General features: G+C 72.6%; 27 protein-coding genes. 18 read left to right on the top strand and 9 right to left on the bottom strand.

Features of this window, described 5'->3' with window-relative positions:
* Positions 1-2: 2 nt before the first annotated feature.
* On the bottom strand, positions 3-743 hold the full coding sequence (locus ACIGXJ_RS16830) for a class I SAM-dependent methyltransferase (RefSeq protein WP_399645427.1): 741 nt from the start codon (positions 741-743) through the stop codon (positions 3-5).
* A gap of 225 nt (positions 744-968) precedes the next feature.
* Here ACIGXJ_RS16830 and ACIGXJ_RS16825 point away from each other — a divergent pair, with 225 nt between their 5' ends.
* The 5 genes from ACIGXJ_RS16825 to ACIGXJ_RS16805 are packed head-to-tail and all read left to right on the top strand — an operon-like array spanning position 969 to position 6,608.
* Positions 969-2,606, top strand: coding sequence for an ABC transporter substrate-binding protein (locus ACIGXJ_RS16825; protein WP_399645425.1), 1,638 nt, complete (start codon positions 969-971; stop codon positions 2,604-2,606).
* Between the two features lie 7 nt (positions 2,607-2,613).
* Positions 2,614-3,537, top strand: coding sequence for an ABC transporter permease (locus ACIGXJ_RS16820; protein WP_399645422.1), 924 nt, complete (start codon positions 2,614-2,616; stop codon positions 3,535-3,537).
* Positions 3,530-4,507, top strand: a complete 978-nt coding sequence (locus ACIGXJ_RS16815) for an ABC transporter permease (protein WP_399645419.1) — start codon at positions 3,530-3,532, stop codon at positions 4,505-4,507. The genes ACIGXJ_RS16820 and ACIGXJ_RS16815 overlap by 8 nt, the downstream gene beginning before the upstream one ends.
* Before the next feature lie 6 nt (positions 4,508-4,513).
* Positions 4,514-5,488, top strand: coding sequence for an ABC transporter ATP-binding protein (locus ACIGXJ_RS16810; protein ID WP_399645416.1), 975 nt, complete (start codon positions 4,514-4,516; stop codon positions 5,486-5,488).
* Complete coding sequence (locus tag ACIGXJ_RS16805) at positions 5,481-6,608, top strand: ABC transporter ATP-binding protein (protein WP_399645414.1); 1,128 nt, start codon at positions 5,481-5,483, stop codon at positions 6,606-6,608. The genes ACIGXJ_RS16810 and ACIGXJ_RS16805 overlap by 8 nt, the downstream gene beginning before the upstream one ends.
* Before the next feature lie 174 nt (positions 6,609-6,782).
* On the opposite strand, the gene ACIGXJ_RS16800 is transcribed toward ACIGXJ_RS16805, so the two are convergent.
* The gene (locus tag ACIGXJ_RS16800) at positions 6,783-8,915 is read right to left on the bottom strand and encodes a prolyl oligopeptidase family serine peptidase (RefSeq protein WP_399645411.1); all 2,133 of its coding nucleotides are present in this window, start codon (positions 8,913-8,915) and stop codon (positions 6,783-6,785) included.
* Between the two features lie 186 nt (positions 8,916-9,101).
* Between ACIGXJ_RS16800 and ACIGXJ_RS16795 the strand changes: the two genes are divergently transcribed.
* From ACIGXJ_RS16795 to ACIGXJ_RS16780, 4 genes are all read left to right on the top strand, one after another.
* Positions 9,102-9,296 (top strand): hypothetical protein, encoded by a 195-nt coding sequence (locus ACIGXJ_RS16795; protein WP_399645409.1) that lies wholly within the window; start codon positions 9,102-9,104, stop codon positions 9,294-9,296.
* 58 nt (positions 9,297-9,354) lie between these two features.
* Positions 9,355-10,215, top strand: coding sequence for an N-acetyl-1-D-myo-inositol-2-amino-2-deoxy-alpha-D-glucopyranoside deacetylase (mshB, locus tag ACIGXJ_RS16790; RefSeq protein ID WP_399645406.1), 861 nt, complete (start codon positions 9,355-9,357; stop codon positions 10,213-10,215).
* 17 nt (positions 10,216-10,232) lie between these two features.
* Entirely contained in the window at positions 10,233-10,625 is a 393-nt protein-coding gene (locus ACIGXJ_RS16785; RefSeq protein ID WP_399645985.1) for a DUF6113 family protein, read from the top strand.
* A gap of 199 nt (positions 10,626-10,824) precedes the next feature.
* A complete protein-coding gene (locus ACIGXJ_RS16780; RefSeq protein WP_399645404.1) occupies positions 10,825-13,098 on the top strand; it encodes a hypothetical protein in 2,274 nt (757 codons plus the stop codon).
* A gap of 163 nt (positions 13,099-13,261) precedes the next feature.
* Here ACIGXJ_RS16780 and ACIGXJ_RS16775 read toward each other — a convergent pair whose 3' ends face one another.
* Both ACIGXJ_RS16775 and ACIGXJ_RS16770 read right to left on the bottom strand, forming a co-directional pair.
* Positions 13,262-14,092, bottom strand: a complete 831-nt coding sequence (locus ACIGXJ_RS16775; RefSeq protein ID WP_399645402.1) for a tetratricopeptide repeat protein — start codon at positions 14,090-14,092, stop codon at positions 13,262-13,264.
* A gap of 29 nt (positions 14,093-14,121) precedes the next feature.
* Positions 14,122-15,150 carry a GNAT family N-acetyltransferase gene (locus ACIGXJ_RS16770; RefSeq protein ID WP_399645983.1) on the bottom strand — a complete coding sequence of 343 codons (1,029 nt, stop codon included), beginning with the start codon at positions 15,148-15,150 and terminating at the stop codon, positions 14,122-14,124.
* 140 nt (positions 15,151-15,290) lie between these two features.
* Here ACIGXJ_RS16770 and fdxA point away from each other — a divergent pair, with 140 nt between their 5' ends.
* Positions 15,291-15,611: a ferredoxin gene (gene fdxA / locus ACIGXJ_RS16765; protein ID WP_399645398.1), complete on the top strand. Its 321-nt coding sequence runs from the start codon at positions 15,291-15,293 to the stop codon at positions 15,609-15,611.
* Between the two features lie 150 nt (positions 15,612-15,761).
* On the top strand, positions 15,762-16,859 hold the full coding sequence (locus ACIGXJ_RS16760) for a bifunctional succinyldiaminopimelate transaminase/glutamate-prephenate aminotransferase (protein WP_399645395.1): 1,098 nt from the start codon (positions 15,762-15,764) through the stop codon (positions 16,857-16,859).
* A 71-nt stretch (positions 16,860-16,930) separates the two neighbouring features.
* Here the strand turns inward: ACIGXJ_RS16760 and ACIGXJ_RS16755 are convergent, their stop codons facing one another.
* Together ACIGXJ_RS16755 and ACIGXJ_RS16750 are read right to left on the bottom strand one after the other, a co-directional pair.
* Positions 16,931-17,407 carry an ATP-binding protein gene (locus ACIGXJ_RS16755; RefSeq protein WP_399645392.1) on the bottom strand — a complete coding sequence of 159 codons (477 nt, stop codon included), beginning with the start codon at positions 17,405-17,407 and terminating at the stop codon, positions 16,931-16,933.
* Between the two features lie 306 nt (positions 17,408-17,713).
* The gene (locus ACIGXJ_RS16750; RefSeq protein ID WP_399645389.1) at positions 17,714-18,628 is read right to left on the bottom strand and encodes a heavy metal transporter; all 915 of its coding nucleotides are present in this window, start codon (positions 18,626-18,628) and stop codon (positions 17,714-17,716) included.
* A 144-nt stretch (positions 18,629-18,772) separates the two neighbouring features.
* On the opposite strand from ACIGXJ_RS16750, the gene dapE reads away from it, so the two are divergent.
* Positions 18,773-19,852, top strand: a complete 1,080-nt coding sequence (gene dapE, locus ACIGXJ_RS16745) for a succinyl-diaminopimelate desuccinylase (RefSeq protein ID WP_399645387.1) — start codon at positions 18,773-18,775, stop codon at positions 19,850-19,852.
* An 80-nt stretch (positions 19,853-19,932) separates the two neighbouring features.
* Positions 19,933-20,691: a TIGR00730 family Rossman fold protein gene (locus tag ACIGXJ_RS16740; protein WP_399645384.1), complete on the top strand. Its 759-nt coding sequence runs from the start codon at positions 19,933-19,935 to the stop codon at positions 20,689-20,691.
* 11 nt (positions 20,692-20,702) lie between these two features.
* On the opposite strand, the gene folP is transcribed toward ACIGXJ_RS16740, so the two are convergent.
* Positions 20,703-21,563 (bottom strand): dihydropteroate synthase, encoded by an 861-nt coding sequence (folP, locus tag ACIGXJ_RS16735; protein WP_399645382.1) that lies wholly within the window; start codon positions 21,561-21,563, stop codon positions 20,703-20,705.
* Positions 21,564-21,686: 123 nt separating this feature from the next.
* Here folP and ACIGXJ_RS16730 point away from each other — a divergent pair, with 123 nt between their 5' ends.
* Together ACIGXJ_RS16730 and ACIGXJ_RS16725 are read left to right on the top strand one after the other, a co-directional pair.
* Complete coding sequence (locus ACIGXJ_RS16730; protein ID WP_399645981.1) at positions 21,687-22,037, top strand: DivIVA domain-containing protein; 351 nt, start codon at positions 21,687-21,689, stop codon at positions 22,035-22,037.
* Entirely contained in the window at positions 22,034-22,612 is a 579-nt protein-coding gene (locus ACIGXJ_RS16725; protein WP_399645379.1) for a DNA-3-methyladenine glycosylase I, read from the top strand. The genes ACIGXJ_RS16730 and ACIGXJ_RS16725 overlap by 4 nt, the downstream gene beginning before the upstream one ends.
* Positions 22,613-22,654: 42 nt before the next feature.
* Here ACIGXJ_RS16725 and ACIGXJ_RS16720 read toward each other — a convergent pair whose 3' ends face one another.
* Complete coding sequence (locus ACIGXJ_RS16720) at positions 22,655-23,458, bottom strand: enoyl-CoA hydratase/isomerase family protein (protein WP_399645376.1); 804 nt, start codon at positions 23,456-23,458, stop codon at positions 22,655-22,657.
* A 391-nt stretch (positions 23,459-23,849) separates the two neighbouring features.
* Here ACIGXJ_RS16720 and ACIGXJ_RS16715 point away from each other — a divergent pair, with 391 nt between their 5' ends.
* A complete protein-coding gene (locus tag ACIGXJ_RS16715) occupies positions 23,850-24,017 on the top strand; it encodes a DUF3117 domain-containing protein (protein WP_003966491.1) in 168 nt (55 codons plus the stop codon).
* Between the two features lie 186 nt (positions 24,018-24,203).
* Here ACIGXJ_RS16715 and ACIGXJ_RS16710 read toward each other — a convergent pair whose 3' ends face one another.
* The gene (locus ACIGXJ_RS16710; RefSeq protein ID WP_399645373.1) at positions 24,204-24,998 is read right to left on the bottom strand and encodes an O-methyltransferase; all 795 of its coding nucleotides are present in this window, start codon (positions 24,996-24,998) and stop codon (positions 24,204-24,206) included.
* Positions 24,999-25,064: 66 nt separating this feature from the next.
* Between ACIGXJ_RS16710 and sigE the strand changes: the two genes are divergently transcribed.
* Together sigE and ACIGXJ_RS16700 are read left to right on the top strand one after the other, a co-directional pair.
* Complete coding sequence (sigE, locus tag ACIGXJ_RS16705) at positions 25,065-25,838, top strand: RNA polymerase sigma factor SigE (protein WP_399645370.1); 774 nt, start codon at positions 25,065-25,067, stop codon at positions 25,836-25,838.
* Positions 25,835-26,809, top strand: coding sequence for an anti-sigma factor family protein (locus ACIGXJ_RS16700; protein WP_399645367.1), 975 nt, complete (start codon positions 25,835-25,837; stop codon positions 26,807-26,809). The genes sigE and ACIGXJ_RS16700 overlap by 4 nt, the downstream gene beginning before the upstream one ends.
* Positions 26,810-26,881: the final 72 nt, after the last annotated feature.

The following is a 26,881-nucleotide window of genomic DNA, read 5'->3' as shown; positions in this document are numbered from 1 at the left end:
CGCTAGGCCCTTCGGGCCACGGTGACGATCTCGGGACTGGCGGCAGGGGCGAAAGCCCCTCGCCGCCAGTCGCCGTATCGGGCCGTGACCTCGAATCCGGCCTCGCCCAGAAGGACGTCCAGCGCGTCCGCGTCCAGGAACCGCAGGGTGCTGCGGCTCACCCGGTCCCGCTGCCACCCCGCACACGAGAACGTCTCGGTGAAGGTCACCCGGTCTCCGACGACCGGCCCGGCCACCTCGTGCCACACCCGCACCTCGTCGCCGTACGGCCCGGTGATCTCCCGCACCCGGTCCGGCGTCCACCTCTCCCACGGCCGCACCGCGGGATTGCGCGTCTCGAAGACGAACCGCCCGCCGGGTGCCAGCGCCTGACGCACCCCGCCCAGCAGCCGCCGGACCGCCTCGTCCCCCAGCAGCTCCTGGAACGCGTGCCCGCCCATCACGGCGAGGTCGAACTCCCCGTCCCACCGGGCCGACTCCAGATCGCCGAGCACCCACTCCACGTCCGGTGCGGCCGCCCGTGCCTGGACGAGCATCGCCGCGGCCGGGTCGACCCCGGTCAGCCGCCCCGTGTGCCCCGCGGCCCGCGCCCCGCGCAGCAGCCGCCCGGTTCCGCAGCCGACATCCAGCACGGACCGCGCGGACATCACCAGCCCCAGGTAGAAGTCGTCGTCGGGTCCCCACGCGTTGAGGACGTCGTACAGCCGCGCGAGCTCCAGGTCGGCGTAGGAGTGATCAACCATTCCGGCAGTCTGCCTGCTGAATCGCCGGTCAGTACAGAGATCGCGGACATCGGTCCGTCGATGGCCGGATGTACGCCCATCAGGACGCATGCGTCGCCCGAAGGGCCCCGTGCGTGTGCGGCATGCACCGAATGCCCCGATATTGGCCGGTGACGGGTCAGTGCTTCGGCGCTGGCGGCACAGCGCACGACAGCGCATCACAGCGCATTCACGAGGAGGCACTCCATGCGCGGAGCCACGCACGCCAAATGGGCCGCTTGCGCGACGGCGGTAGCCCTCGCGGCGACGGCCTGCGGAGGCGACGACGGGGGCGGCGGCGGTGGCGCGGCCGACGGCGGCGCGGTGCTCTCCTCCTCCTGGACCGACCCGCAGAACCCGCTGGAGCCGTCCAACACCAACGAGGTGCAGGGCGGCAAGGTCATGGACATGATCTTCCGGGGTCTCAAGCGCTACGACCCGAAGACCGGCGAGGCCCAGGACATGGTCGCCGAGAAGATCGACACCAAGGACTCGCAGAACTTCACCGTCACGATCAAGGACGGCTGGACCTTCTCCAACGGCGAGAAGGTGACCGCCCGGTCCTTCGTGGACGCCTGGAACTACGGCGCCAGTCTGAAGAACAACCAGAAGAACGCCTACTTCTTCGGCTACATCGAGGGCTACGACCAGGTCCACCCCGAGAAGGGCGAGCAGACCGCCGACACCCTGTCCGGTCTGAAGGTCGTCAACGACAGGACCTTCACCGTCAAGCTCACCCAGAAGTTCTCGACCTTCCCCGACACCCTCGGCTACACCGCCTTCAACCCGCTGCCCCGCGCCTTCTTCGACGACCACTCCGCCTGGCTGTCCAAGCCCGTCGGCAACGGCCCGTACACCGTGCAGTCGTACACCAAGGGCTCCGAGATGCGGCTGAAGAAGTGGGACGCCTACCCCGGCCCGGACCCGGCCCAGAACGGCGGCGTCACCCTCAAGGTGTACACCGACAACAACACCGCCTACACCGACCTGATGGCCGGCAACCTCGACCTCGTCGACGACGTGCCCGCCGCCCAGCTCGCCAACGTCAAGGCCGACCTCGGCGACCGGTACCTCAACACCCCGGCCGGCATCATCCAGACGCTCGCCTTCCCGTTCTACGACAAGAACTGGAACAAGCCCGGCCTGGACAAGGTCCGCAAGGGCCTGTCCCGCGCCATCAACCGCGAGCAGATCACCGAGACGATCTTCCAGAAGACCCGCACCCCCGCCACCGACTGGACCTCACCCGTGCTCGGCGAGGACGGCGGCTACAAGGCCGGCCTGTGCGGCGAGTGGTGCGAGTACGACGCCGAGGAGGCCAAGAAGCTGATCAAGGAGGGCGGCGGCATCCCCGGCGGCCAGGTCAGGATCACGTACAACGCGGACACCGGCTCCCACAAGCTGTGGGTGGACGCCGTGTGCAACTCCATCAACAACGCCCTCGACAACGAGAAGGCCTGCGTCGGCAACCCCGTCGGCACCTTCGCCGACTTCCGCAACCAGGCCTCCCAGCAGAAGCTCCGCGGCCCCTTCCGGGCGGGCTGGCAGATGGACTACCCGCTCATCCAGAACTTCCTCCAGCCGCTGTACTACACCAACGCCTCCTCCAACGACGGCAAGTGGTCCAGCAAGAAGTTCGACGACCTCGTCGACAAGGCCAACGCCGAGACTGACCCCGCCAAGGCCGTCGAGACCTTCCAGCAGGCCGAGGAGGTCGTCCGCGACGAGATGGCCGCCATCCCGCTCTGGTACCAGAACGGCAGCGCCGGCTGGTCCGACCGGCTCTCCAACGTGGCGCTGAACCCGTTCAGCGTCCCCGTCTACAACGAGATCAAGGTGGGCTGAGCGCGCCATGGGGCGGTACGTCGTCCGCCGGCTGCTGCAGATGATCCCGGTGTTCATCGGGTCCACCCTGCTGATCTTCCTCATGGTGAACGTGATGGGCGACCCCATCGCGGGCCTGTGCGGCGACCGGCAGTGCGACCCGGCCACCGCGGCCCAGCTCCGGAAGGAGTTCGGCCTCGACAAGCCCGTGTGGCAGCAGTACCTCACCTACATGGGGAACGTCTTCACCGGCGACTTCGGCACCGCGTTCAACGGCCAGGAGGTCACCGAGCTGATGTCGACGGCGTTCCCCGTCACCATCCGGCTCACGATCGTCGCGATCCTCTTCGAGATCGTCATCGGCATCACCCTCGGCGTGGTCACCGGACTGCGCCGGGGGCGGCCCGTCGACACCGGCGTGCTCATCGCCACCCTCGTCGTCATCTCCGTCCCCACCTTCGTCACCGGCCTGCTGCTCCAGCTGCTGCTCGGCGTCGAATGGGGCTGGATCAGCCCGTCCGTCTCCTCGGACGCGCCCTTCGACGAGCTGATCCTGCCCGGCCTCGTCCTGGCCTCGGTCTCCCTGGCGTACGTCACCCGGCTGACCCGCACCTCCATCGCGGAGAACCGGCGCTCCGACTACGTCCGCACCGCCATCGCCAAGGGCCTGCCCCGGCGCCGGGTCATCACCCGGCACCTGCTGCGCAACTCCCTCATCCCGGTGGTCACCTTCATCGGCGCCGACGTCGGCGCGCTGATGGGCGGCGCGATCGTCACCGAGCGGATCTTCAACATCCACGGCGTCGGCTACCAGCTCTACCAGGGCATCGTCCGGCAGAACACGCAGACCGTCGTCGGCTTCGTGACCGTCCTCGTCCTGGTCTTCCTGGTCGCCAACCTGCTCGTCGACCTCCTGTACGCCGTACTCGACCCGAGGATCCGCTATGCCTGAGCCGTACGACGCCGATCAGGCCGTCTCAGCCGCCGGCATGGGAGGCGCCATGGACCTCGCCACCAGCGAGGGGGAGACCCTCGAGAAGACGCCCGGCGGGCCGCAGGGCACCGGCCCCGCCGACAAGCCCCGCAGCCTGTGGTCCGACGCCTGGCACGACCTGCGCCGCAACCCCGTCTTCATCATCTCCGCCCTGGTCATCCTCTTCCTGGTCTTCGTCTCCCTGTGGCCGGGCGCGATCACCTCCCACAGCCCCCTCAAGTGCGACCTCGCCAAGGCCCAGCAGGGCTCCGAGTCCGGCCATCCCTTCGGCTACGACGGACAGGGCTGCGACGTCTACACGCGCACCGTCTACGGCGCCCGTACGTCCGTCACCGTCGGCGTCTGCGCCACCCTCGGGGTCGCGCTGCTCGGCTCGGTGCTCGGCGGGCTCGCCGGGTTCTTCGGCGGCACCTGGGACGCCATCCTGTCCCGCATCACCGACGTCTTCTTCGCCATCCCCGTCATCCTCGGCGGCCTGGTGCTGCTGTCCGTCGTCACCAGCAACACCGTCTGGCCCGTCATCGGCTTCATGGTGCTGCTCGGCTGGCCGCAGATCTCCCGCATCGCCCGCGGCTCCGTCATCACCGCCAAACAGAACGACTACGTCCAGGCGGCACGGGCCCTCGGCGCGTCCAACTCCCGCATGCTGCTGCGGCACATCACGCCCAACGCCGTCGCCCCGGTCATCGTCGTCGCCACCATCGCGCTCGGCACCTACATCGCGCTGGAGGCCACCCTGTCCTACCTCGGCGTCGGCCTGAAGCCACCCAGCGTCTCCTGGGGCATCGACATCTCCGCGGCCTCCCCGTACGTCCGCAACGCCCCGCACGCGCTGCTGTGGCCCTCCGGTGCGCTGGCCGTCACCGTCCTTGCGTTCATCATGCTCGGCGACGCGGTGCGCGACGCCCTCGACCCGAAGCTGAGGTGAGGCGCGATGCTGCTCGAAGTGCGCGATCTGCACGTGGAGTTCAAGACCCGCGACGGCATCGCCAAGGCCGTCAACGGCGTCTCCTACGCCGTCGACGAGGGCGAGACCCTCGCCGTGCTCGGCGAGTCCGGCTCGGGCAAGTCGGTGACCGCCCAGGCCGTCATGGGCATCCTCGACATGCCGCCCGGGCGGATCACCGGGGGCGAGATCCTCTTCCAGGGCAGGGACCTGCTGAAGCTCAAGGAGGAGGAACGGCGCAAGGTCCGCGGCGCCGAGATGGCGATGATCTTCCAGGACGCGCTGTCCTCGCTGAACCCCGTGATCAGCGTCGGCGACCAGCTCGGCGAGATGTACGTGGTCCACCGGGGCATGTCCAGGAAGGACGCCCGCGCCAAGGCCGTCGAGCTGATGGACCGGGTCCGCATCCCCGCCGCCGAGGAACGCGTCCGCCAGTACCCCCACCAGTTCTCCGGCGGCATGCGCCAGCGCATCATGATCGCCATGGCGCTGGCGCTGGAACCGGCCCTGATCATCGCCGACGAACCCACCACGGCCCTCGACGTCACCGTCCAGGCCCAGGTCATGGACCTGCTCGCGGAACTCCAGCGGGAACTGCGGATGGGCCTCATCCTCATCACCCACGACCTCGGCGTCGTCGCGGACGTGGCCGACCGCATCGCCGTCATGTACGCGGGCCGGATCGTGGAGACCGCCCCCGTCCACGGCATCTACAAGAACCCCGCCCACCCCTACACCCGCGGCCTGCTCGACTCCATCCCGCGCCTGGACCAGAAGGGCCAGGAGCTGTACGCCATCAAGGGCCTGCCGCCGAACCTGCTCGCCATCCCCCCGGGCTGCGCCTTCCACCCGCGCTGCCCCATGGCGAGGGACGTGTGCCGCACGGACGTACCGCCCCTGTACGAGGTGGACGAGGAACGGCGCAGCGCCTGCCACTTCTGGAGGGAGTGCATCGATGGCTGACACCTCCACGGCCGAGCCGATCATCGAGGTGCGCGGGCTCGTCAAGCACTACCCGCTCACCCAGGGCATCCTCTTCAAGAAGCAGATCGGCGCGGTCAAGGCCGTGGACGGGGTGGACTTCTCCCTCCACCGCGGCGAGACCCTCGGCATCGTCGGCGAGTCCGGCTGCGGCAAGTCCACGGTCGCCAAGATGCTGGTCAACCTGGAGAAGCCGACCGCGGGGGAGATCCGCTACAAGGGCGAGGACATCACCCGGCTGTCCGGCCGGGCCCTCAAGGCCGTCCGCCGCAACATCCAGATGGTCTTCCAGGACCCGTACACCTCCCTCAACCCCCGTATGACGGTGGGCGACATCGTCGGCGAGCCGTACGAGATCCACCCCGAGGTGGCGCCCAAGGGGGACCGCCGCAGGCACGTCCAGGACCTGCTGGACGTGGTCGGCCTCAACCCCGAGTACATCAACCGCTACCCTCACCAGTTCTCCGGCGGGCAGCGCCAGCGCATCGGCATCGCGCGCGGGCTGGCGCTGCGCCCCGAGGTGATCGTCGCGGACGAGCCGGTGTCGGCCCTGGACGTCTCCGTCCAGGCCCAGGTGATCAACCTCCTGGACCGCCTCCAGGCCGAGTTCGACCTCAGTTACGTCTTCATCGCGCACGACCTGTCGATCGTCCGGCACATCTCCGACCGGGTCGGCGTGATGTACCTCGGCCGGATCGTCGAGCTCGGCAAGGACGCCGAGATCTACGACCACCCCACCCACCCCTACACCCAGGCCCTGCTGTCCGCGGTCCCGGTGCCCGACCCGGAGGCCCGTGAGCACCGCGAGCGCATCATCCTCGCCGGAGACGTCCCCTCCCCGACGAACATCCCCTCCGGCTGCCGCTTCCGCACCCGCTGCTTCAAGGCCCGCCCGCGCTGCGCCGAGGAGGTCCCGCTGCTCGCCGTCCCGCCCCACCTGGCCCCCGCCGGTGGCCCGGGCGCCCATGACTCGGCCTGTCTGTTCGCGGAGGAGAAACAGGTCGTCCCCCCGGAACACCCGGACCTCGGACCGCCCGGCCCGCCCGGACCGCCGGGACCGCCGGGACCGCCCGGACCGCCACAGGAGGGCGCAGCCGGCTGACCGCCGCCCGGACCGGCCGCCCATGCGCCGCAATTGCGCGCAAACGCCGTTAACAGCGAGGCAACTTCGATGAAGCCGTACCGATATACGGACGCGCGAGGCTGAACAGCGTACGGCCGTGCGGGTGCCGTAAGCGGGCCGGGGTGCACCATGTCATCCCGGCCCGTCGCCGTGTCAGGCGAGCTTCAGGGACCGCTTGAGGAAGTCGACCTGGAGCAGCAGCAGGTTCTCGGCGACCTGCTCCTGCGGGGTCATGTGGGTCACGCCGGACAGCGGCAGCACCTCGTGCGGGCGGCCGGCGGCCAGCAGGGCCGAGGACAGGCGCAGGGCGTGCGCGAAGACCACGTTGTCGTCGGCGAGCCCGTGCACGATCATCAGCGGCCGGTGCGGCTCGGCGGGGGAGGACAGGCCCTCGTCGGTGACCAGCGAGTTCAGCGCGTACACCGCGGCGTCGGCGGCGGGATCGCCCAGGTAGCGCTCGGTGTAGTGGGTGTCGTACAGCCGCCAGTCCGTCACCGGCGCCCCCGCGATCCCCGCGTGGAACACGTCCGGCCGCCGCAGCACCGCCAGCGCGGCCAGCCAACCGCCGTACGACCAGCCGCGGACGGCGACCCTCGACAGATCCAGCGGGTGCGAGCGGGCGAGGTCGTGCAGCGCGTCGACCTGGTCGTCGAGGGAGGCGGTGAAGGCGTGGTGGACGGCCTTCTCCCAGGCGGGCGAACGCCCGGGCGTGCCCCGCCCGTCGGCGACCAGCACCGCGAACCCCTGGTCCGCGAACCACTGCGAGGTCAGGTGCGCGTTGTGCGCCGCCACCACCCGCGGCCCGTGCGGACCGCCGTAGGGGTCGAGCAGCACCGGCAGGGGAGTGACTCCGTCGTAGTCCGTAGGCATAAGCAGGGCGCACGGGATACGGCGTGCGCCCCCCTCGGTGAGCAGTATGCGCGGGGACAAACCGGGATCTTCGGCGTACGACATGACAGTCGCCGTCGCCTTCCCGTCCCGCAGCACCCGCACCCGCGCCCCGGGGCGCCCGAGGGTCGCCGACACCAGCACGGTCACGCCCCCCGCGCGCACCGCCGAATGCACGCCGGGCTCGTCGCTGAGGCGCTCCACCCCGAGCTCGTTGACCCGGTAGACGTGCACCTCACCGATCTCGGGGGCGGCGGCGTCCACGCCGGCCGAGGCGGAGACGAGCACGTCGTCTGCGCCCACGTCGAGCACGGCCCGCACATGCAACTGGGCCCCCGTCAGCGGCCGTTCCCCCACCGCCAGCACCCGCGCACCACCCTCGTCCGCGATCCGGACGAGCTGCCCGGAGGGCGACCAGCAGGGCACCCCGGCGAAAAGATCAAGCCAAATCGGGTCCTCGTCCGCGTGCACCATCCGGGTGGCGCCGGTGTCCGGGTCCACGGCCAGGTACAGCTGGCTGCGCTGGTTCCGCGCCTGCACGAGGATGAGCGGCGCCCCCGCCGCTGACCAGTGCACATGCGCGAGATACGGGTACCGCGCCCGGTCCCAGACGACCTCGGTCCGCACCCCGTCGAGCCCCAGGACGAACAGCCGCACGTCCGCGTTGGCCGTCCCGGCAGCCGGATAGGGGACGTGTTGTGGGTCACGCTCCGGCTGCGCCGGGTCCGAGATCCACCACCGCCGCACCGGCGTGTCGTCCACGCGCGCGACCAGCAGCCGATCCGACTCCGGCGACCACCAGAACCCCCGCGAACGCCCCATCTCCTCGGCCGCGACGAACTCGGCGAGCCCGTACGACACGCCGTCCGCCTCGGGCTCGGCGAGCACCCGGTCGTCCTGCCCCTCCGCCCCGACGACCCGGAGCCCACCTGCGCGGACATAGGCGACGAGACGCCCGTCCGGGGAGGGCCGCGGGTCGATCACCGGCCCCGGGACGGGCAGTTCACGCGTGGTCCCGGCGCGCAGCTCCGCCGCGAAGAGCCGGCCGGACAGCGCGAAGGCCGCCAGCTCCACGGCCCGGTCGGTGGCGTACCCGACGATCCCGGCCCCGCCCTCCCGGCTGCGCTCCCGGCGCGCCCGCTCCTCGGCGGAGAGCCTCTCCCGACCGCCGCCGAGCAGGCCGAGGGGGTCGGCGGCGAGCCGCTCACGGCTCTCGGCCCGGCCGTCCGCCAGGTCGAGGACCCACAGGGCGCCGGCCCGGTCCGTGCCGGAGGCCGAGCGCAGGAACACGACACGCGAACCGTCCGGCGCGACCGTGAACGAACGCGGCGCGCCGAGCGTGAACCGCTGTGTCCGGGCATGCCGTCGGGGGAAGGAGTCAGCAGGCTCGATCGTCATGACCCGACCCTACGGGCGATGCCGACCATGATTGGCCATGCGCTCCCTTGCGCATCCGTGCGCCCAGCGATGCGCGCGCACGGATAGCTATGATCACTAACGCTACGTGGGTATGAACCTGCTGGCATTGGTATGTATTTACGGTCGGCTTACTGGTTGGCGTGCTCTGAGTGGAGGTGAACCGCCGTGGCACTCTCGATTTCGGCGGTGGTGCTGCTGGCGATCATCGTCTTCATCCTGATCAAGAAGTCGGGACTGAAGGCCGGACATGCAGTCGTCTGCATGCTCCTGGGCTTCTACCTCGCCTCCTCGACCCTGTCGCCCACGATCAACGAACTGACCACGAACATCGCGGACATGGTGGGCAGCATCAGCTTCTGAGCCCGCCGGGGGCCGGGTGCGAACCCGCTGTCGTCGCCTCACCTCGTACCCTTGCCCCATGAGCGAACCCCCTGCCCGGCGGCTCCTGCTGGTGCACGCGCACCCGGACGACGAGTCGATCAACAACGGCGCGACGATGGCCAGGTACGCCGCCGAGGGGGTCCACGTGACCCTGGTGACCTGCACGCTCGGCGAGCTGGGAGAGGTCATTCCGCCGGAGCTGCGGCACCTGGGCGGGGACGCGCTGGGGAAGTACCGGCGGCAGGAGCTGGCCGCGGCCATGGACGCGCTGGGGGTCGAGGACTTCCGGCAGCTCGGCGGGGCCGGCCGGTACCGGGACTCCGGGATGATGGGGCTGGCCGACAACGGGCTGCCCGGGGCGTTCTGGGGGGCCGACGTGGACGAGGCGGCGGGGCATCTGCTCGAGGTGATCCGCCAGGTGCGGCCCCAGGTCCTCGTCACCTACGACCCCGACGGCGGCTACGGCCACCCCGACCACATCCAGGCGCACCGCGTCGCGATGCGAGCCGTCGAGCTGGCCGAGGACGAGGGCTGCCCGGTCGAGCGCGTCTATTGGAACAGGGTCCCGCGGACCGTCGCCGAGGAGGCGTTCGCACGGCTGCGGCACGACCTCGCCGAGCTGCCGTTCGACAAGAGCGCGACCGTCGCCGACGTACCCGGTGTCGTGCCGGACGAGCAGGTGACCACGCGCGTGCCCGCAGCCCCCGAGCACGTCGCCGCGAAGGCCGCCGCGATGCGCGCGCACGCGACGCAGATCGAGGTCGCGGAGCCCTACTTCGCGCTCTCCAACGAGCTCGCGCAGCCCCTGTTCGCCGACGAGTACTACGAGTTGGTGCGGGGCGAGCGCGCCGAGGGCGACGACAGCGACCTGTTCGCCGGGATCGGGGTGGCCTCGTGAGCGACGACCGTGTCTCGATGCTCGCGCAGCCGCTGCGGGCGCCCTCGCCCGCGCGGGTCGTCGTCCATCTGCTCCTCGTGCTGCTCGGCGCGGTCGTCGGCGCGGCCGGGGCGCTGGTGCAGTCCGGCTGGTTCCCCGGCGGTCTGCTGCTCGCGCTGCTCGGCGCGGCCGGGCTGTTCCTGGGCGCGGCCCGGGCCACCGGCGGGCGCGGCGGGGCCGTGGCGGGTGCGGCCGGCTGGATGGTCGCCGTCGTCCTGCTCACCGCCAGCCGCCCGGAAGGGGACTTCGTGTTCGCGGCGGGCGCGGGCTCCTACCTCTTCCTGCTCGGTGGCATGGCCGTCGCTGTGATGTGCGCCACGCTTGCGCCGGGGCGGCAACCGGGCGGGCCCGCCGTCCGACTTGGGAAGTGACGTACCACTTCGCCGTCACGTGCGCGTGCGAGTCCCGTGGGGGTTTCCCCAGCGGTCGTGGGATACGCGCCACAAGCGGCCAGTATGGTGGTGCGCGCCGCCGAGCCTCCCCCAGCGCTCGACTTCGCTCGGGCCGGGGGGGACCCCCCAAGCAGAGTGAGGTCGCAACGGGCGGCGGAGCCAACCGGGAGAACCTGCCTTGAGTCGTGAAACTGACAGTCCGTCCTCCGGGCCCAACGGGCGCGGCGGAGCCGCATACCCCTCGGGCACGCCGCCGTACGGCACCCCAGTGGTCGCCGACGGGGGCGCGGGAGCGGGCCGTTCGCCCGCGCCCGAGGAACGCAAGACCGAGACCACGCTGACGACCCGCATCCGGATCAACATCCCCGGGTCCCGGCCCATCCCGCCGGTCGTGGTGCGCAAGCCCGTCGGTGAGAGCGAGGCCGGCGACACCGCCGGCGAGCCCGAGGCGCCCGCGGCCCCGGCCGCGCCCGCCGCCGAGGCCCCGGCCGAGCCCGCCCAGGGCGGCGCCGAGGAGAAGACGAGCGACTGGTTCGCCCCGCGCAAGTCCGCTGCCGGCAAGCCCGCCCCGGCCGGCGGCCCCGGCAACGGCGCCCCTGCGTCCGGCACTTCGGGCGCGCCTTCCACGGGCGCTGCCGCGGGTGCCCCCGCGGGCGCCCCCACCGGCGCGCGCCCCGGTGCCCCCGCGCCCGGCGGCCCGCGTCCCGGCGCCGGCCGCCCCGGTGGCGTGGTCGGCTCCATGAACATGCCCGGCGGTCCCCGGCCGAACGGCACGACCGGCGCGAACGGCACCTCCGGCCCGAACGGCACCAACGGCGCCGGTCTGCCCGGCGCGACCGGCGGCCCCGTGGCTCCCGGGCACGGCGGCGGCACGGGCTCCTTCGACGTCACCGAGGCCCTGTCGGCCGGCGCGCTGGGCGGCACCGCGCGCCCCGGCGCCGACGAGCCGCGCCGCGACGAACTGCCGTACTTCTCCGACGGCCCCCAGGACGGACAGGGCGCCGGCCCCGGCCCCCAGGCCCCCGCGGGCGGCCCGAACGGCTTCGGCGGCCCCGACGGCCGGGGCGCCCCGCAGGGCCCCGCCGGCCCCACCACAGGCCCGGTCACCGGCGACGGCCCGCTCGTCCCGCCGCTCGCGGCCGGCCACGGCGGTCCCGGCGGCCCGCACAACGGCCCCGCGGGCCCCGGCGCCCCCGCCGCCCACCGCGCGCCCGGCGGCGCCCCGTACCCCGGCGGCCCGGGCGTCCCCGGTGGCGGCATGAGCGACGACACCGCGATCCTCACCCCGCAGAAGCCGGCCCCCGAGCCCCCCGGCGGCACCCCGTACCCCGGCGGCCCCGTGGACAACGTCTCCGGCCACACCGTCACCAGCGGCATCCCGGTCGTCCCGCAGGACGCCCACGACTTCACGGGCCCCGGCACCGACGGCCCGGCGCGGCACACCCCGCCGAAGCTGCCCGAGCCGGTGCAGCGGAACGTGCCCGCGGCGGCGCCGGCCCGCGCCAGGAAGAAGGGCCGCAACAAGCTGGTGCTGCTCTGCGGCGGCGTCGTCGTGCTCGCCGCGGGGGCGTACGGTGCCGGCCTGCTGATGAACCACTCGGACGTGCCCAAGGGCACCACCGTGCTGGGCGTGGACATCGGCGGCGGCACCCGCGACGAGGCCGTCAAGAAGCTGGACGAGGCCTTCGGCGACCGGGTGGACAACCCGCTCGAGCTGAGCGTCGGCGACGAGACGGTCGCCCTGAAGCCCGACCAGGCGGGCCTGCAGTTCGACACCCAGGCCACCGTCCGCGAGGCCGCGACCAGCGACTACAACCCGGTCTCGGTGATCGGCTCGCTGTTCGGCAACGAGCGGGTCGTGGAGCCGGTCATGCCGGTCGACGAGGAGAAGCTGCACTCCGCCCTGACGACGGCCGCGGGCGGCTCCGGCTCGGTCACCGAGGGCACGATCAGCTTCGCCTCCGGCAAGGCGGTCGCGGTCTACGGCAAGCCGGGCAAGGGCATCGCCGTCGACCAGGCCGGCCAGGCCGTGGAGGACGCGTTCCGCACCCAGGTGGAGTCGGGTACGACCGCGCCGGTGAAGGTCCCCACCACGACCCGGCAGCCGACGGTCAGCAACGCCGAGGTCGACCGGATGATGAAGGAGTTCGCGGAGCCCGCGATGTCCGACCGCGTCACCATCAAGGTCGACGACGCCCACAGCATCGACTTCGGCTCGCTGTCCCTGCCCAGGATCCTCGGCGTCAAGGCCATCGACGGGAAGCTCGTCGACACCTACGACCTCGACGCCCTCAAGGAGGCCTACGGCAGCACCTTCGACGGCGTGCAGATCGAGACGGCCACCGGCAAGCGCGGTGTCCTGCCCGAGGACGTCGTGGGCGCCCTCCGCAAGGCCCTGCGGGGCAAGACCAAGGCGGAGCGCACGGCGGTCATCGAGACGAACCCGAACTGAGGGCAGGTCTCACCAGGGGGGCACCCGCACCAGAACCGAGTGCCCCCCAGGGCGCGGGCCGTATCGATGCGCGGCTCCGCCGCGTGCGCGCGACGAGCCACGACGGACCCGCGCCCGCGGAACGACGGAAGCCCCCCGGCGGAGCGGGCCCATGGCAGGCCGCTCAGTTCAGCAGCGCCCGCGCCGCCAGCGCCTCCCCGCGCACCCGCTCCGCCAGCGACTCGTCGACGACCTCCACCAGATCGGCGTAGGTCTCCATCTCCTCGGCCCCCGCGACGAACTCGCCGCGCCGCACCAGTACCTGCCCCCGCTCGTAGCGCAGGCGCGCCGGATGCGAGGGCAGCAGCAGCGCCAACTCCACGGCCCACAGCGCCACGTCGGACCGCTCGGGCCGTGCGGCCGCCCACGCCCGGATGTTGTTGAGGATCCGCGAGACCACCTCCAAGGGCGCCGCGGGCACCAGCATCGACGGGTCCAGCGGAGCCCCCGTCGCCCCCACCACGAGCAGGTCGACGTCCGTCCCGGTGAGCACCCGGCCACCGTCGAAGGGGTCGGCGAGGACCTGCTCCTGCGTGGTCCCGAACCCGACGACGAAGTGCCCCGGCAGGGCGACGCCGTACACCGGTGCTCCCGCCCGGCGGGCCACCTCGATCCACACCACGGACAGCAGGATCGGCAGCCCGCGCCGCCGCCGCACGACCTGGTGCAGGAGGGAGGACTCCAGGTGCTGGTAGTCGGCGGGGGAGCCGGCGAAGCCGTGGCGCCCGCCCAGCAGGTCCCGCAGGGCCTCCGCCCAGGCGTGCGGCGACGACGGCCGGTACGGCACCTGTCCGGCGAGCTCGTCGAGCTCGACCTGCACCGCGTCCATGCCCGCCTCGTCCAGCGTGCCGTCCGCCTCCGCCCCCACCAGCAGGCACATCAGCGACAGGTCGGGCCGCTCGGAGCGGGCCTCCTCGGAGAACCGGCGGCGCAGCTCGGCGGAGCGTTCGCGCATATCTGGCCCGTGCCCTTCCTTCGTGATCGCTACCGGCCCGCGGGGGACGTGCCGGGCTCGCGGTAGTGGTGGTAGGCGTGGTGTGCGGCGAAGCCCGTCCCGGCGTACAGGGCGCGGGCGGCGGCGTTGTCGGTCTCGACCTGGAGCCAGGCGGCGGAGGCGCCCTCGTCGAGGGCCCGGCGGGCCAGCGCGGCCATGACGGCGGTGGCCAGGCCCTCGCGCCGCCGCTCGGGGGCGACCTCGACGGCGGCGAACCCGGCCCAGCGCCCGTCGACCACCAGCCGCCCGATCGCGGCGGGGGTGCCGCCCCTACCGCCCTCACCGCCCTCACCCGGCACGGACGCGAACCACACCGACGGCCCGCTGCCGAGCACGCGCAGCGCCACGTCGCTCAGCCCCTTGCGCTGATAGCGGGCCAGCCAGGCCGCGTCGGCGGTCCGGGAGAGCGTCACCCCGCCCGGCTCGTCGACGTCCGCGAGCGGCGCCAGCGCCCCGGTCCACAGCTCGGCCGTCACCTCGCGCACCCAGCCGCGCTCCGCCAGCTCCGCGCACAGCAGCTCCTGCGTGCCCGCGGCGCCGGTGGCCGTCTGGAGGTAGGCGGGCAGGCCGCGTTCGCCGTACCAGCGGCGTACGGCGGTCAGGGCGTCGTCGAGCGGCAGACCCGGATCGCCGAGCGGCAGCACGGAGTTGGCGCGCCGGGTGAATCCGGAGGCGGCGCGCAGCTCCCACTCGCCGAGCCGCTCGCTCTCCACGGGCCGCCAGGCGCGCGCGGAGATCCGCGCGAGTTCCTCGTAGGCCGCCGCGGGGCCCTTGCGGCGCGCCGGGGCGGCGGGCACGATCTTCCCGGCGACCAGCGACGATGCCGCGATCCGCACCTGTTCGCCGTCCCGGCGTGTGATCACCAGCACACCGTCGTCCCATGATGTGAGAACACCCACCGTGTCGGTGAATTTCTCTACCGAGGCGCCAGGCTCGCTCAACCGCCGTACGGAGACGCGTTTGCCCACGTCAGCAGCGGTGATGCGGACCTCAAGGCGCCCTGCCGCGGAGATTTCCACAGGTCGGTCCACCCCTCCTGTTCGGATCGTGCCCAAGAACGGAGATACTAGGGGCGGGCATCGACGACGCCGCGCTCCCGCGCGCCAGGCGGCGGAGCCTGAGGAGGCCCGCCAGCGCCCTATCGAGGAGGAACGACAGCGTGACCTACGTCATCGCGCAGCCTTGTGTCGACGTCAAGGACAAGGCGTGCATCGAGGAGTGCCCGGTCGACTGCATCTACGAGGGCCAGCGGTCCTTGTACATCCACCCGGACGAATGCGTCGACTGTGGTGCCTGTGAGCCGGTCTGCCCGGTCGAGGCGATCTTCTACGAGGACGACACCCCGGACGAGTGGAAGGACTACTACAAGGCGAACGTCGAGTTCTTCGACGACCTGGGTTCCCCGGGCGGCGCCAGCAAGCTGGGTCTGATCGAGCGGGACCACCCGTTCATCGCCGCGCTCCCGCCGCAGAACGGCTGACGGCGGCCCGCAGCACCCGCGCCGCCTCGGTCCCGTACGGCCCGATCACCGTCCTGATCGCCGTACGGGACCGAGGCGTTTGCCGTATCAGCCGGAAGCAGCCGTACGGCGGCTCGTACGGCCGTACGACCAGAAAGTGAGCCAGATCCCGTGTCCGCAGTGTCCGACCGCCTGCCCACCTTCCCCTGGGACAAGCTGGAGCCGTACAAGAAGACGGCCGCGGCCCATCCGGACGGCATCGTCGACCTGTCGGTCGGCACGCCGGTCGACCCGGTGCCCGAGCTGATCCAGAAGGCGCTGATCGCCGCGGCCGACTCCCCGGGCTATCCGACCGTGTGGGGCACGCCCGAGCTGCGGGACGCGATCACCGGCTGGGTGACCCGCCGGCTGGGCGCGGTCGAGGTCACGCACCGCCATGTGCTGCCGATCGTCGGCTCCAAGGAGCTGGTGGCCTGGCTTCCGACCCAGCTGGGCCTCGGCCCCGGCGACCGGGTGGCCTACCCGCGGCTGGCGTACCCGACGTACGAGGTGGGGGCGCGGCTGGCCCGCGCGGAGTACGAGGTCTACGACGACCCGACCGAGCTGGACCCGGCCGGGCTGAAGCTGCTGTGGCTGAACTCGCCGTCGAACCCCACCGGCCGGGTGCTGCCCAAGGAGGAGCTGACCCGGATCGTCGCCTGGGCCCGCGAGCACGGCGTGCTGGTGTTCTCCGACGAGTGCTACCTGGAGCTGGGCTGGGAGGCCGACCCGGTCTCGGTGCTGCACCCGGACGTCAACGGCGGCAGCTACGACGGCGTCGTGGCGGTGCACTCGCTGTCCAAGCGCTCCAACCTGGCGGGCTACCGGGCCGCGTTCCTGGCCGGCGACCCGGCCGTGCTCGGCCCGCTGCTGGAGATCCGCAAGCACGGCGGCATGATGACCTCCGCGCCCACCCAGGCGGCCGTGGTGGCCGCGCTCGGCGACGACACGCACGTGGCCGAGCAGCGCGAGCGCTACGCCGCCCGCCGCGCCGCGCTGCGCGAGGCCCTGCTCGCGCACGGCTTCCGCATCGAGCACAGCGAGGCCAGCCTCTACCTGTGGGCGACCCGCGACGAGTCCTGCTGGGACACCGTCGCGCACCTGGCCGAGCTGGGCGTCCTGGTGGCACCCGGCGACTTCTACGGCACCGCGGGCGGGCGGTTCGTCCGCGTGGCGATGACGGCGACGGACGAACGGGTCGCGGCGGCGGTGAAGCGTCTGACGGCCTGAGCCCGCGCCACACGCCGACGGGGCCCGGGGGAGAGGTTCCCCCGGGCCCCGTCGCCGCTGCGTCCGGTGTCTCAGCCCAGCGGCAGGTCCTTCACCGGCAGGGTGTGCGCCGGGATGCCGCCCTCGGTGACGGAGTCCGTGGGCAGGCCGCCCTTGGTGAGGCCGTCGGTCGGCAGGCCGCCCTTGGTGGCGGTGGAGGCGGTGTCGCCGACGATGCCCCCGGTGGTGCCGGCCGCCTCACCTGCGGTCTTCTGCATCGCGGGCGTGGCCTTCTTCACGGCCTTGCCGCCGGTCTTGCCCACGGCCGGGACGGCCTGCTCGACCGCCTTGCCGCCGGCCTCGCCCGCGATGCCGGTGACGTCCTGCGCCGCGCGGTCGGCGGTGTTGCCGACGTGCGCGCCGTCCAGGGCGGTCAGGCCGCCCAGGTTCGGGGTGGCGGGCAGGTCGGGGGCAGCGCTCGCGGAGCCGGCCGCACCGACCCCGGCAGCCGCCCCCGCAGCGACGAGCAGCGCGGCACGGGCGATCCGGCGGGTCAGGGGGAGGGACATGATGCTCCTTTGACGGGAGGGAACGTGTGAAGTCCGACCGCGCCCGGTGATCGACGGCGCGCGGACACCGTGACTACCGCTCGAAACCCGTCGAGGTTGCGGCGAGATAACGCAAAGAGTTGGTAATGCGTCGCATTATCTGCTGTGGATAAAAACGGGCAAAGGGAGTCCGCCGCGGGAATCTGCCGAATCCTTACAGCTCTTGATTCCCAAGGGCTGCGGCGACCACAGGAGTGACACCGCGCATACCTGCGCGCCCCCCGGCCCCGGGAGTGGCCGCACAACCCCCACGGGTGAGGGGTCGCACTACTGCGCGGTGACGATCCGTACGGTGTCCGAGGCGGCGGCCGGCCGCCACTCGCTGTCGGTGGTCCCGGCGGTCCACTCCCGCCCGGCGTAGGTGACGCGCTCTATGCGCAGCGCCGAGGCGTTGGCCACCGCCCAGTGCGCCAGCTGCCAGCCGCGCTGCCGCGAGCCCGCCGGCACGCTCACCGTGCGCCCGCTCGTCCGCGCCGCGACGGGACCCGCCGCACCCCGCGCGCCTTCGGCGCCCACCTCCGCGCCCGCCGGAGCCATCGCGTCCCGCCCGAAGTCCCGTACCAGCGCGTCGCGCACCGCGTTCGGCCCCTTCGCGGTCACGGCGCCCGCCGGCCGGCCCTCGCAGGTCAGCGTGGCGGCGGCCCGGCCGGTCAGGGCGGCGGCGAGCAGCGAGGCGTTGTGCTCGTGCTTGGCGTACGCCAGCGGAAAGCCGCTGCGCTGCACCCGCTGGGCGGCGTCGGTGAGCGGCAGCCCGGTGTAGCCGGGCACCTTCTCCAGGTGCGCGTAGAACATGCCCGCCGCGTAGGCCGGGTCCATGATCTGCCGCGGGGTGCCCCAGCCCTGCGAGGGCCGCTGCTGGAACAGGCCTAGGGAGTCGCGGTCGCCGTGCTCGATGTTGCGCAGCGCCGACTCCTGCAGCGCCGTCGCCAGCGCGATCGTCACCGCCCGCTCCGGCAGGCCCCGGTCCACGCCCACCGCGGTGATCGCCGCCGCGTTCACCGCCTGCTCCGGCGTGAGCTCGTACGCCTCACCCCTGCCGTCGGCCGCGACGACCCGGCAGTCGGGCTCGCCCGCGCCGCCGCTGTCGTACTGGACGACGAGATAGCCCGCGAGCGCGAGCAGCACGAGGAAGGCCGCACCGGTGCGGCCTCGACGCCGGGGGGTGGGGGACGGCTCGGACACGCCGTACAAGGTAGCGGAGGATGTTCGGTTTTCGTCCGGCCGGTCGGACGGAGGGTGTTCGAATCCCGGCGGGCGGGCCGCCCGGTGTCCTGCGAGGCGTTCGGGCGCGGCACGCGGCCGGGCGCCGGCGTTAGGGTCGGGGCCATGGCCGATACCCCGCTTGACCTCACCCTGGACGCCGCCCGGCTCACCGCGCAGCTCGTGGACTTCCCCTCCGAGTCGGGCACCGAGAAGCCGCTCGCGGACGCGATCGAGAACGCCCTGCGCGCCCTGCCGCACCTCAGGGTCGACCGGCACGGCAACAACGTCGTGGCCCGCACCGACCTGGGCCGGGCCGAGCGCGTGATCCTCGCCGGGCACATCGACACCGTGCCCATCGCCGGCAACGTGCCCTCGCGCCTCGACGAGGACGGCGTGCTGTGGGGCTGCGGCACCTGCGACATGAAGGCGGGCGTCGCCGTCCAGCTGCGGATCGCGGCCACCGTCCCGGCCCCCAACCGCGACCTGACGTTCGTCTTCTACGACAACGAGGAGGTCGCCGCCGACCTCAACGGCCTCAAGCACATCGCCGAGACGCACCCGGACTGGCTGGCCGGCGACTTCGCGGTGCTCCTGGAGCCGTCCGACGGCCAGGTCGAGGGCGGCTGCCAGGGCACGCTCAGGGTGCTGCTGAGGACGAAGGGCGAGCGCGCCCACTCCGCGCGCAGCTGGATGGGCTCCAACGCCATCCACGCCGCCGCCCCGATCCTCGCCCGCCTCGCCGCCTACGAGCCGCGCTACCCGGTCATCGACGGCCTGGAGTACCGCGAGGGCCTGAACGCCGTACGCGTCGAGGGCGGCGTCGCCGGCAACGTCATCCCCGACGAGTGCGTGGTCGCCGTCAACTTCCGCTACGCGCCCGACCGCACGCCCGAGGAGGCCGTCGCGCACGTCCGCGAGGTGTTCGCGGACTGCGGCGTCGAGGAGTTCGTGATCGACGACCACAGCGGCGCCGCCCTGCCCGGCCTGTCCCACCCCGCGGCCGCCGCCTTCATCGAGGCGGTCGGCGGCACCCCGCAGCCCAAGTACGGCTGGACGGACGTCTCCCGCTTCAGCGCGCTCGGCATCCCGGCCGTCAACTACGGCCCCGGCAACCCGCACCTCGCGCACAAGCGGGACGAGCGCGTGGAGACGGCGAAGATCCTCGCGGGCGAGGAACGGCTGAGGAACTGGCTGACCGTCTAGTTGCGGATACGCCGAGGTCCCCCGCGCGTAACCCGCGTAGATCTACCCTGAGGCGGAAAGAACGAGTGGAGGGAGCGCATATGGCCACCGGCATTCCTGAGGACGGCACACAGCCGGAGGAGCAGCGCCTGGGGCCGGTCCTCCGGCGGCGCAGCCAGGTCACCTCCAGCACCACCGACCAGCGCCTGCTCGACGCGGGCGGCCCCTCGGACTGGGTGCACACCGACCCCTGGCGGGTCCTGCGCATCCAGTCGGAGTTCATCGAGGGCTTCGGCACCCTCGCCGAACTCCCGCCCGCGATCAGCGTGTTCGGCTCGGCCCGCACCCGCCCCGACTCCCCGGAGTACGAGGCGGGCGTCCGCCTCGGCCGCGGCCTGGTCGAGGCCGGCTGGGCGGTCATCACCGGCGGCGGCCCCGGCGCGATGGAGGCCGCCAACAAGGGCGCGTGCGAGGCCGGCGGCACCTCCGTCGGCCTGGGCATCGAGCTGCCGTTCGAGCAGGGGCTCAACCCGTACGTCGACATCGGTCTGAACTTCCGGTACTTCTTCGTCCGGAAGATGATGTTCGTCAAGTACGCCCAGGGGTTCGTGGTCCTCCCCGGCGGCCTGGGCACGCTCGACGAGCTCTTCGAGGCCCTGACCCTGGTGCAGACCCAGAAGGTCACCAGCTTCCCGATCGTCCTGTTCGGCACCTCCTACTGGGGTGGCCTGGTCGACTGGCTGAAGAACACGCTGGTCGCCCAGGGCAAGGCGTCCGAGAGGGACCTGCTGCTGTTCCACGTCACCGACGACGTGGACGAGGCGGTCGCCCTGGTGTCGAAGGAGGCCGGCCGGGACTGAGCCGCCCGGCGCTACGCCAGCCCTCTGCGGGCCACCGCCGGCTGCCGGTGGCCCGCGATGGCCGCGACCATGTCCAGCACCTGCCGCGTCTCGGCGACCTCGTGCACCCGGTACACCTGCGCGCCCAGCCACGCCGACACGGCGGTGGTCGCGAGCGTGCCCAGCACCCGCTCCTTGACCGGCTTGTCCAGCGTCTCGCCCACGAAGTCCTTGTTCGACAGCGACACCAGCACCGGCCAGCCGGTCCCCACCATCTCCGGCAGCCTGCGCGTCGCCTCCAGGCTGTGCCGGGTGTTCTTGCCGAAGTCGTGCCCGGGGTCGATCAGCACCGACTCGCGCGGCACCCCGAGCGCGACGGCCCGCTCGGCCAGGCCCACCGTGACCCGCAGGATGTCCGCCATGACGTCGTCGTACGTCACCCGGTGCGGGCGCGTCCTGGGTTCCGCCCCGCCCGCGTGGGTGCACACCAGGCCGACCCGGTACCGCGCGGCGACCTCCGCGAGCCGGGGGTCCACCCCGCCCCAGGCGTCGTTGAGCAGGTCGGCGCCCGCCTCGCACACGGCCTCACCGACCTCGTGCCGCCAGGTGTCCACGCTGATGACCACGTCGGGGAAGCGCCGCCGCACCTCGGCGACGAAGCCGACCGTGCGCCGTGCCTCCTCCTCGGCGGTCACCTCCTCGCCGGGGCCCGCCTTCACGCCGCCGATGTCGACGATGGCCGCGCCCTCCGCGACCGCCTGCTCGACCCGGGCGAGCGCGGGCTCGTCCCGGAAGGTGGCTCCCTGGTCGTAGAAGGAGTCCGGGGTCCGGTTCACGATCGCCATGATCACCGGCTCGTGCGGGTCGAACTCCCGCTTGCCCAGCCTGAGCATCCCCTGTGACCTCTCCTCGTACGCGCTGGTCTTCGGCCGTCTGCGACCCTAACCGTCAGCGTCGCATGGCACGATCGGACCCTGACACATTCGGCGCCGATCCTGGGGACCTCAGCGATGGTTATGTTCTTGTTCCTGGTTCTCGCGCTCGCCGTCGTGGTCGGCGCGGTGACACTCGCCGTGGTCGGCGGCGGCGAGGGCGGCGGACCCCTGCCCGAGGCGGCGCCCCAGCGGCTGTGGGACCAGCTCCCGCCGGACCGCCCGCTGCGCCGCGCCGACATCGACACCCTGCGCTTCCCGCTCGCCGCGCGCGGCTACCGCATGTCCGACGTCGACGACGCCCTGAACCGGGTCGCCGCCGAGCTCGCCGAGCGCGACGCCCGCATCGCCGACCTGGAGTCCGCGCTGGCCGGCGCCCGCGCCGCCGCCCCCCGGGTGCCCCTGGACAAGCCCGAGCCGGAGGAGCAGCGGTGAGCGAGGCGATCCCCGGCCCCGACGGCGCCCCGCGCTGCCCCTGGGCCCTGTCCACCGAGGACTACGTCACGTACCACGACGAGGAGTGGGGCCGCGCCGTCCACGGCGACGACGCCCTCTTCGAGCGCCTCAGCCTGGAGGCCTTCCAGTCCGGGCTCTCCTGGATCACGATCCTGCGCCGCCGCCCCGGCTTCCGCGCCGCCTTCGCCGGCTTCGAGATCGCCGCGGTCGCCGCCTTCACGGACGCCGACCGCGACCGCCTCCTCACCGACGCCGGCATCATCCGCAACCGGGCGAAGATCGACGCGACCCTCGCCAACGCGAAGGTCCTCGCGGAGTGGTCGCCGGGTGACCTGGACGCGCTGATCTGGTCGTACGCCCCGGATGCTGCGGCCCGCCCGATACCGAAGACCCTGGCCGACGTCCCCGCGGTGACCCCGGAGTCCACCGCCCTGTCGAAGGCCCTGAAGAAGAAGGGTCTTCGCTTCGTGGGCCCGACGACGGCATACGCGTTGATGCAGGCGTGCGGGCTGGTGGACGATCACCTGGAGGGTTGTGCCCGTCGAGGTGGTTAGGGCCGCGGGGCCGTATCGCCACGCGGCTCCGCGCGGGCGCGGTTACCGCCCGAGGTACTTCGGCTTCTCCTTGTTCACGAACGCCTGCACGGCGATGGCGTGATCCTCCGACGCCCCCGCCCGCCCCTGGAGCTCGTCCTCCTTCTCCAGGGTCTCGGAGAAGGAGTGGACGAGCCCGTACGCCACGGACTCCTTCAGCGCCGCGTACGCCACCGTCGGCCCCTCGGCCAGACCCCGCGCCACCTTCTCCGCCTCGGCCCGCAGCTCGGCGGAGGGCACGACCCGGTTGGCGATCCCCAGCTCCAGCGCCTCCGCGGCCTTGACGTTGCGGGGGAAGAGCAGCAGGTCCATGGCCCGGCTCGGCCCGATCACCCGGGGCAGCGTCCAGGAGATCCCGGAGTCCGCGGTCAGCGCCACCCCCGCGAAGGACGTGTTGAAGGAGGCCGTGTCGGCCACGACCCGGTAGTCCGCGGCGAGCGCGAACCCGAATCCTGCCCCCGCGGCCACGCCGTTCACCGCTGCCACGACCGGCTTCGGGGCCTCCACCAGCGCCCGGGCGATCGGGTTGTAGTGCTCACGCACCGTGCTCATCGTCTGGCCCTCACCGGCCTCCCGGTCGGCCGCCAGCAGGCCCACGTGCTCCTTGAGGTCCTGCCCCACACAGAAGGCCCTGTCGCCCGCCGCGGTCAGCAGGATCGCCCGTACGGCGGTGTCGTCGGCGGCGGCCCGCGCGGCATCCCGCAGCGCGACCTTGGTGGCGATGTTCAGCGCGTTCATCGCCTCCGGGCGATTCAGCGTGATCGTCGCCAGTCCGTCGCTCACCTCGTAGAGCACGGTGTCGGCCATGGGGCAGTCCCCTCCATCGGTCGCGGCACGGCGTACCGGTCGGTACGCGCTGATGGTCCGAAGGACAGCATGGCGGACCAGGACCTGGGGAGAGGTGTGACCTGCGTCAAAGAAAATGAGACGGTTCTTGGCCGCCGGATGTCCGACGGGCCGCGCAGTATCGCAGTCACACCGCCGAATTGAGTGGTTTTGCTCGCGCGCGTTGCCCAAGCGATGCCGACCGATGTTGGTCATCGGGTCGTGAGATGCGGGATAATGGCTTGGAAGCAATGTGTTCGATGCCGGTGTCGCGTGTCCTGCGCAAGGATCCCGCGTGCCCTCGCACTGGGGCGTGCCCCGTCTGCGGGCCGTCGGCTTTGACGATGAGCTGGTTTCAGGAAGGGGAACGAGCATGGCGGCCATGAAGCCGCGGACGGGCGACGGCCCGCTCGAGGTGACCAAGGAGGGGCGGGGCATCGTCATGCGCGTTCCGCTCGAAGGCGGCGGTCGGCTTGTCGTCGAGCTGACCCCTGACGAGGCCGACGCGCTCGGCGATGCCCTCAAGAAGGTTGTGGGCTGACGCGCAAGCGACCATACCTTTCGGCCGCCCCGGTATCTCATTGAGGTGCCGGGGCGGCCGCGTTCCCACGGCTTCCCCGGGGCTCCCGGGGCTTCGGCCCGCCACGACGAGCGGCCACCGGGGCGCCGGTCACCTCGCGGCGGCCACCCGGGCGCCGGTCGCCTGGGGCGGTTCGCCTCGCGCAGGTCACCTCTTGACGGCGCACAGCAGCCCGTCGCCCACCGGCAGCAGGGACGTCACCAGCTCCTGGCTCTCGCGCACCGCGCGCAGCAGCTCCCGCAGCCGTACGACCTCCGTGGGCTGCGGCCCGGAGTCGACCGTGCGGCCGCCCGCGAAGACGCCCTCGAAGGCCACCAGACCACCCGGACGCAGCAGGCGCAACGATTCAGCGAGGTAGTCCAGGACCTCCTGCCGGTCGCCGTCGCAGAAGACGAGGTCGTAGCCGGAGTCGGCGAGGCGGGGCAGGACGTCCAGGGCGCGGCCGGGGATGAAGCGGGCGCGGTTGCTGGCGAAACCGGAGGCGCGGAAGGCCTGGCGGGCGAACTGCTGGTGCTCCGGCTCGGTGTCGACGGTCGTCAGGACGCCGTCGGGGCGCATACCGTGCAGCAGGTGGATACCGGAGACACCGGTCCCGGTACCGATCTCCGCGACCGCCTTGGCGTCGACGGAGGCGGCGAGCAACCGCAGCGCGGCGCCGGTGCCCGGCGTCACCGGGCGCAGCCCTGCTTCCCGTGCCCGTTCACGGGCCCAGTGCAGCGCTTCGTCCTCGGCGACATAGGCGTCGGCGAACGCCCAGCTCGTCTGCCGGTTGCCGGTAATGACCCTCTCCTGTCCCCTGGTTGCCTCGGCGTGACTGTATCCGTTGGCGACGGGAACCCGCAGATGGGACCGGGCGTTTAGAGGGGTGTGGACGAGTACGGGGGGACACAGTTGGATCACGACGACGGGCGGGGCGCCGAGCAAGTGCTGACGCAGCCGCATGAGCCGGACCAGCGCAGATCAAATTCTCGTAAAACCGCTTATCCGGTCCTAACGGGCGAGGTGGCTATGGTAGGGGCTCCGCTGGACACCACCAGAGCCGACAGGGGAGGTGCGGCTGCGCCTGTGGATCGGGGAGGAGTGCTGCGGCGCTTTCTCGGGTCGGCGGGCAGGCCGAAATCCGTGAACGACACCGCTGCTGACCACCGCCACGCCGCTGGCCAGGCCCAGACCGCGACTTTCTCCACCGACGCGGACGGGCAGGCGTGGACTCCGCCCACCTGGGAGGAGATCGTCAGCACGCACAGCGGCCGTGTCTACCGGCTCGCCTACCGTCTCACCGGCAACCAGCACGACGCCGAGGACCTCACCCAGGAGGTCTTCGTCCGCGTCTTCCGCTCGCTGTCGACCTACTCGCCGGGCACCTTCGAGGGCTGGCTGCACCGCATCACCACGAACCTGTTCCTGGACATGGTCCGCCGCAAGCAGCGCATCCGCTTCGACGCCCTCGGCGAGGACGCGGCCGAGCGGCTGGCCGGCCGTGAGCCGTCGCCGCAGCAGGTCTTCAACGACGCGCACTTCGACGCCGACGTCCAGCAGGCCCTCGACACCCTCGCGCCCGAGTTCCGCGCCGCGGTCGTCCTGTGCGACATCGAAGGACTGTCGTACGAGGAGATCGCCGCGACCCTCGGCGTGAAGCTCGGCACCGTCCGCTCCCGCATCCACCGCGGCCGCTCCCAGCTGCGCAAGGCGCTCGCACACCGCTCGCCGCAGGCGCGCGCCGAGCGCCGCTCGTTCGCCGCCCGCATTCCCGCACTGGGAGGAGGGGGCGCGTCCGCGTGAGTGGATCATGGCCGAAACCTGCCGAGGAGCGCCTCGCAGAGCAGCATCTGGGGGACCGACTCGCCGCCCTGGTCGACGGCGAGCTCGGTCATGACACGCGTGAGCGTGTGCTGGCGCATGTCGCCACCTGTCCGAAGTGCAAGGCCGAGGTCGACGCCCAGCGGCGGCTGAAGAACGTCTTCGCGGAGGCGGCCCCGCCGCCCCCCTCCGAGAGCCTCCTGGCCCGGCTCCAGGGGCTCCCCGGGGGCGGTGACACGGACGGCGGTGGCTCGCCGTCGGCCGGGGGAGGATTCGCCGGAGGACTCGGCGGACGGCCCGCCGGCGTGTTCGGCATGAGGCGCGGCGAGCGCTTCGAGTTCGACTACGTCCCCGCGGGCTCGCACGCCCTGCTGCCGTCCGACCCGGCGACCGGGCGCGGCTTCCGCATCCATGACGTCGGCCGGTCCGACGCCGACCGCTCCGCCTCGCGCGGGCGCCGCTTCGCGTTCGTCGCCGCGGGGGCGGTGTCCCTCGCCGCGATCGCGCTCGGCGGGGTCACCACCGGCGTGCCCGCCGACACGGCCGAGGCCCGGAGCGGCTCCGGCGGCACCAACGTCACCCCGGCGCGCACGGGCGGCACCGGCACGGCCACGACCCCCGAGAACCAGCGCCGGCGTGCGGGCGGACCGCTGCTCGCCCTGGGGCAGAGCGGCCGGCAGTCCGCCGGTGGCTCGGGGATCGCCCCGACCCAGGTGTCGGCACCGCTGCTGCCGGGGTTCACCGCCCTCGACGACCGGTCCGCCCAGCACCCGGCCGGCACACCGGCCAGGGCCGGCGCCGCGGCGACGTCCCCGCTGATACGCCCGTTCGCGACGACGTCCTCGCTCGGCCTGAACACCTGGCCCACCGTCCCCGGCCTCGCCCCGCCCGTCCTGCTCACCGCGCCGGTCACCGACGCGACGGCCTCGCCCTCCGCCTCCCAGGACGGCTGACCGTCCCCTGCGCGCCCGCCCGCGAACCTGGTTGAATCCTGGGTGGGCCGTGCCCGCGGCAGGCGGCCGGGT

This window comes from Streptomyces sp. NPDC053367, from assembly GCF_044545925.1.
Lineage (GTDB): Bacteria > Actinomycetota > Actinomycetes > Streptomycetales > Streptomycetaceae > Streptomyces.
The sequence above is the reverse complement of the archived record's forward strand: the minus strand, read 5'-3'. Positions and strand labels throughout refer to the sequence as shown.

Bases quoted from the DNA above. Each gene is read 5' to 3' on its own strand.
- ACIGXJ_RS16830 (WP_399645427.1), bottom strand. From the start codon at position 743: ATGGTTGATCACTCCTACGCCGACCTGGAGCTCGCGCGGCTGTACGAC.
- ACIGXJ_RS16825 (WP_399645425.1), top strand. From the start codon at position 969: ATGCGCGGAGCCACGCACGCCAAATGGGCCGCTTGCGCGACGGCGGTA.
- ACIGXJ_RS16820 (WP_399645422.1), top strand. From the start codon at position 2,614: ATGGGGCGGTACGTCGTCCGCCGGCTGCTGCAGATGATCCCGGTGTTC.
- ACIGXJ_RS16815 (WP_399645419.1), top strand. From the start codon at position 3,530: ATGCCTGAGCCGTACGACGCCGATCAGGCCGTCTCAGCCGCCGGCATG.
- ACIGXJ_RS16810 (WP_399645416.1), top strand. From the start codon at position 4,514: ATGCTGCTCGAAGTGCGCGATCTGCACGTGGAGTTCAAGACCCGCGAC.
- ACIGXJ_RS16805 (WP_399645414.1), top strand. From the start codon at position 5,481: ATGGCTGACACCTCCACGGCCGAGCCGATCATCGAGGTGCGCGGGCTC.
- ACIGXJ_RS16800 (WP_399645411.1), bottom strand. From the start codon at position 8,915: ATGACGATCGAGCCTGCTGACTCCTTCCCCCGACGGCATGCCCGGACA.
- mshB (WP_399645406.1), top strand. From the start codon at position 9,355: ATGAGCGAACCCCCTGCCCGGCGGCTCCTGCTGGTGCACGCGCACCCG.
- ACIGXJ_RS16785 (WP_399645985.1), top strand. From the start codon at position 10,233: ATGCTCGCGCAGCCGCTGCGGGCGCCCTCGCCCGCGCGGGTCGTCGTC.
- ACIGXJ_RS16775 (WP_399645402.1), bottom strand. From the start codon at position 14,092: ATGCGCGAACGCTCCGCCGAGCTGCGCCGCCGGTTCTCCGAGGAGGCC.
- ACIGXJ_RS16755 (WP_399645392.1), bottom strand. From the start codon at position 17,407: ATGTCCCTCCCCCTGACCCGCCGGATCGCCCGTGCCGCGCTGCTCGTC.
- dapE (WP_399645387.1), top strand. From the start codon at position 18,773: ATGGCCGATACCCCGCTTGACCTCACCCTGGACGCCGCCCGGCTCACC.
- ACIGXJ_RS16740 (WP_399645384.1), top strand. From the start codon at position 19,933: ATGGCCACCGGCATTCCTGAGGACGGCACACAGCCGGAGGAGCAGCGC.
- folP (WP_399645382.1), bottom strand. From the start codon at position 21,563: ATGCTCAGGCTGGGCAAGCGGGAGTTCGACCCGCACGAGCCGGTGATC.
- ACIGXJ_RS16730 (WP_399645981.1), top strand. From the start codon at position 21,687: ATGTTCTTGTTCCTGGTTCTCGCGCTCGCCGTCGTGGTCGGCGCGGTG.
- ACIGXJ_RS16720 (WP_399645376.1), bottom strand. From the start codon at position 23,458: ATGGCCGACACCGTGCTCTACGAGGTGAGCGACGGACTGGCGACGATC.
- ACIGXJ_RS16715 (WP_003966491.1), top strand. From the start codon at position 23,850: ATGGCGGCCATGAAGCCGCGGACGGGCGACGGCCCGCTCGAGGTGACC.
- ACIGXJ_RS16710 (WP_399645373.1), bottom strand. From the start codon at position 24,998: ATGCGGCTGCGTCAGCACTTGCTCGGCGCCCCGCCCGTCGTCGTGATC.
- sigE (WP_399645370.1), top strand. From the start codon at position 25,065: ATGGTAGGGGCTCCGCTGGACACCACCAGAGCCGACAGGGGAGGTGCG.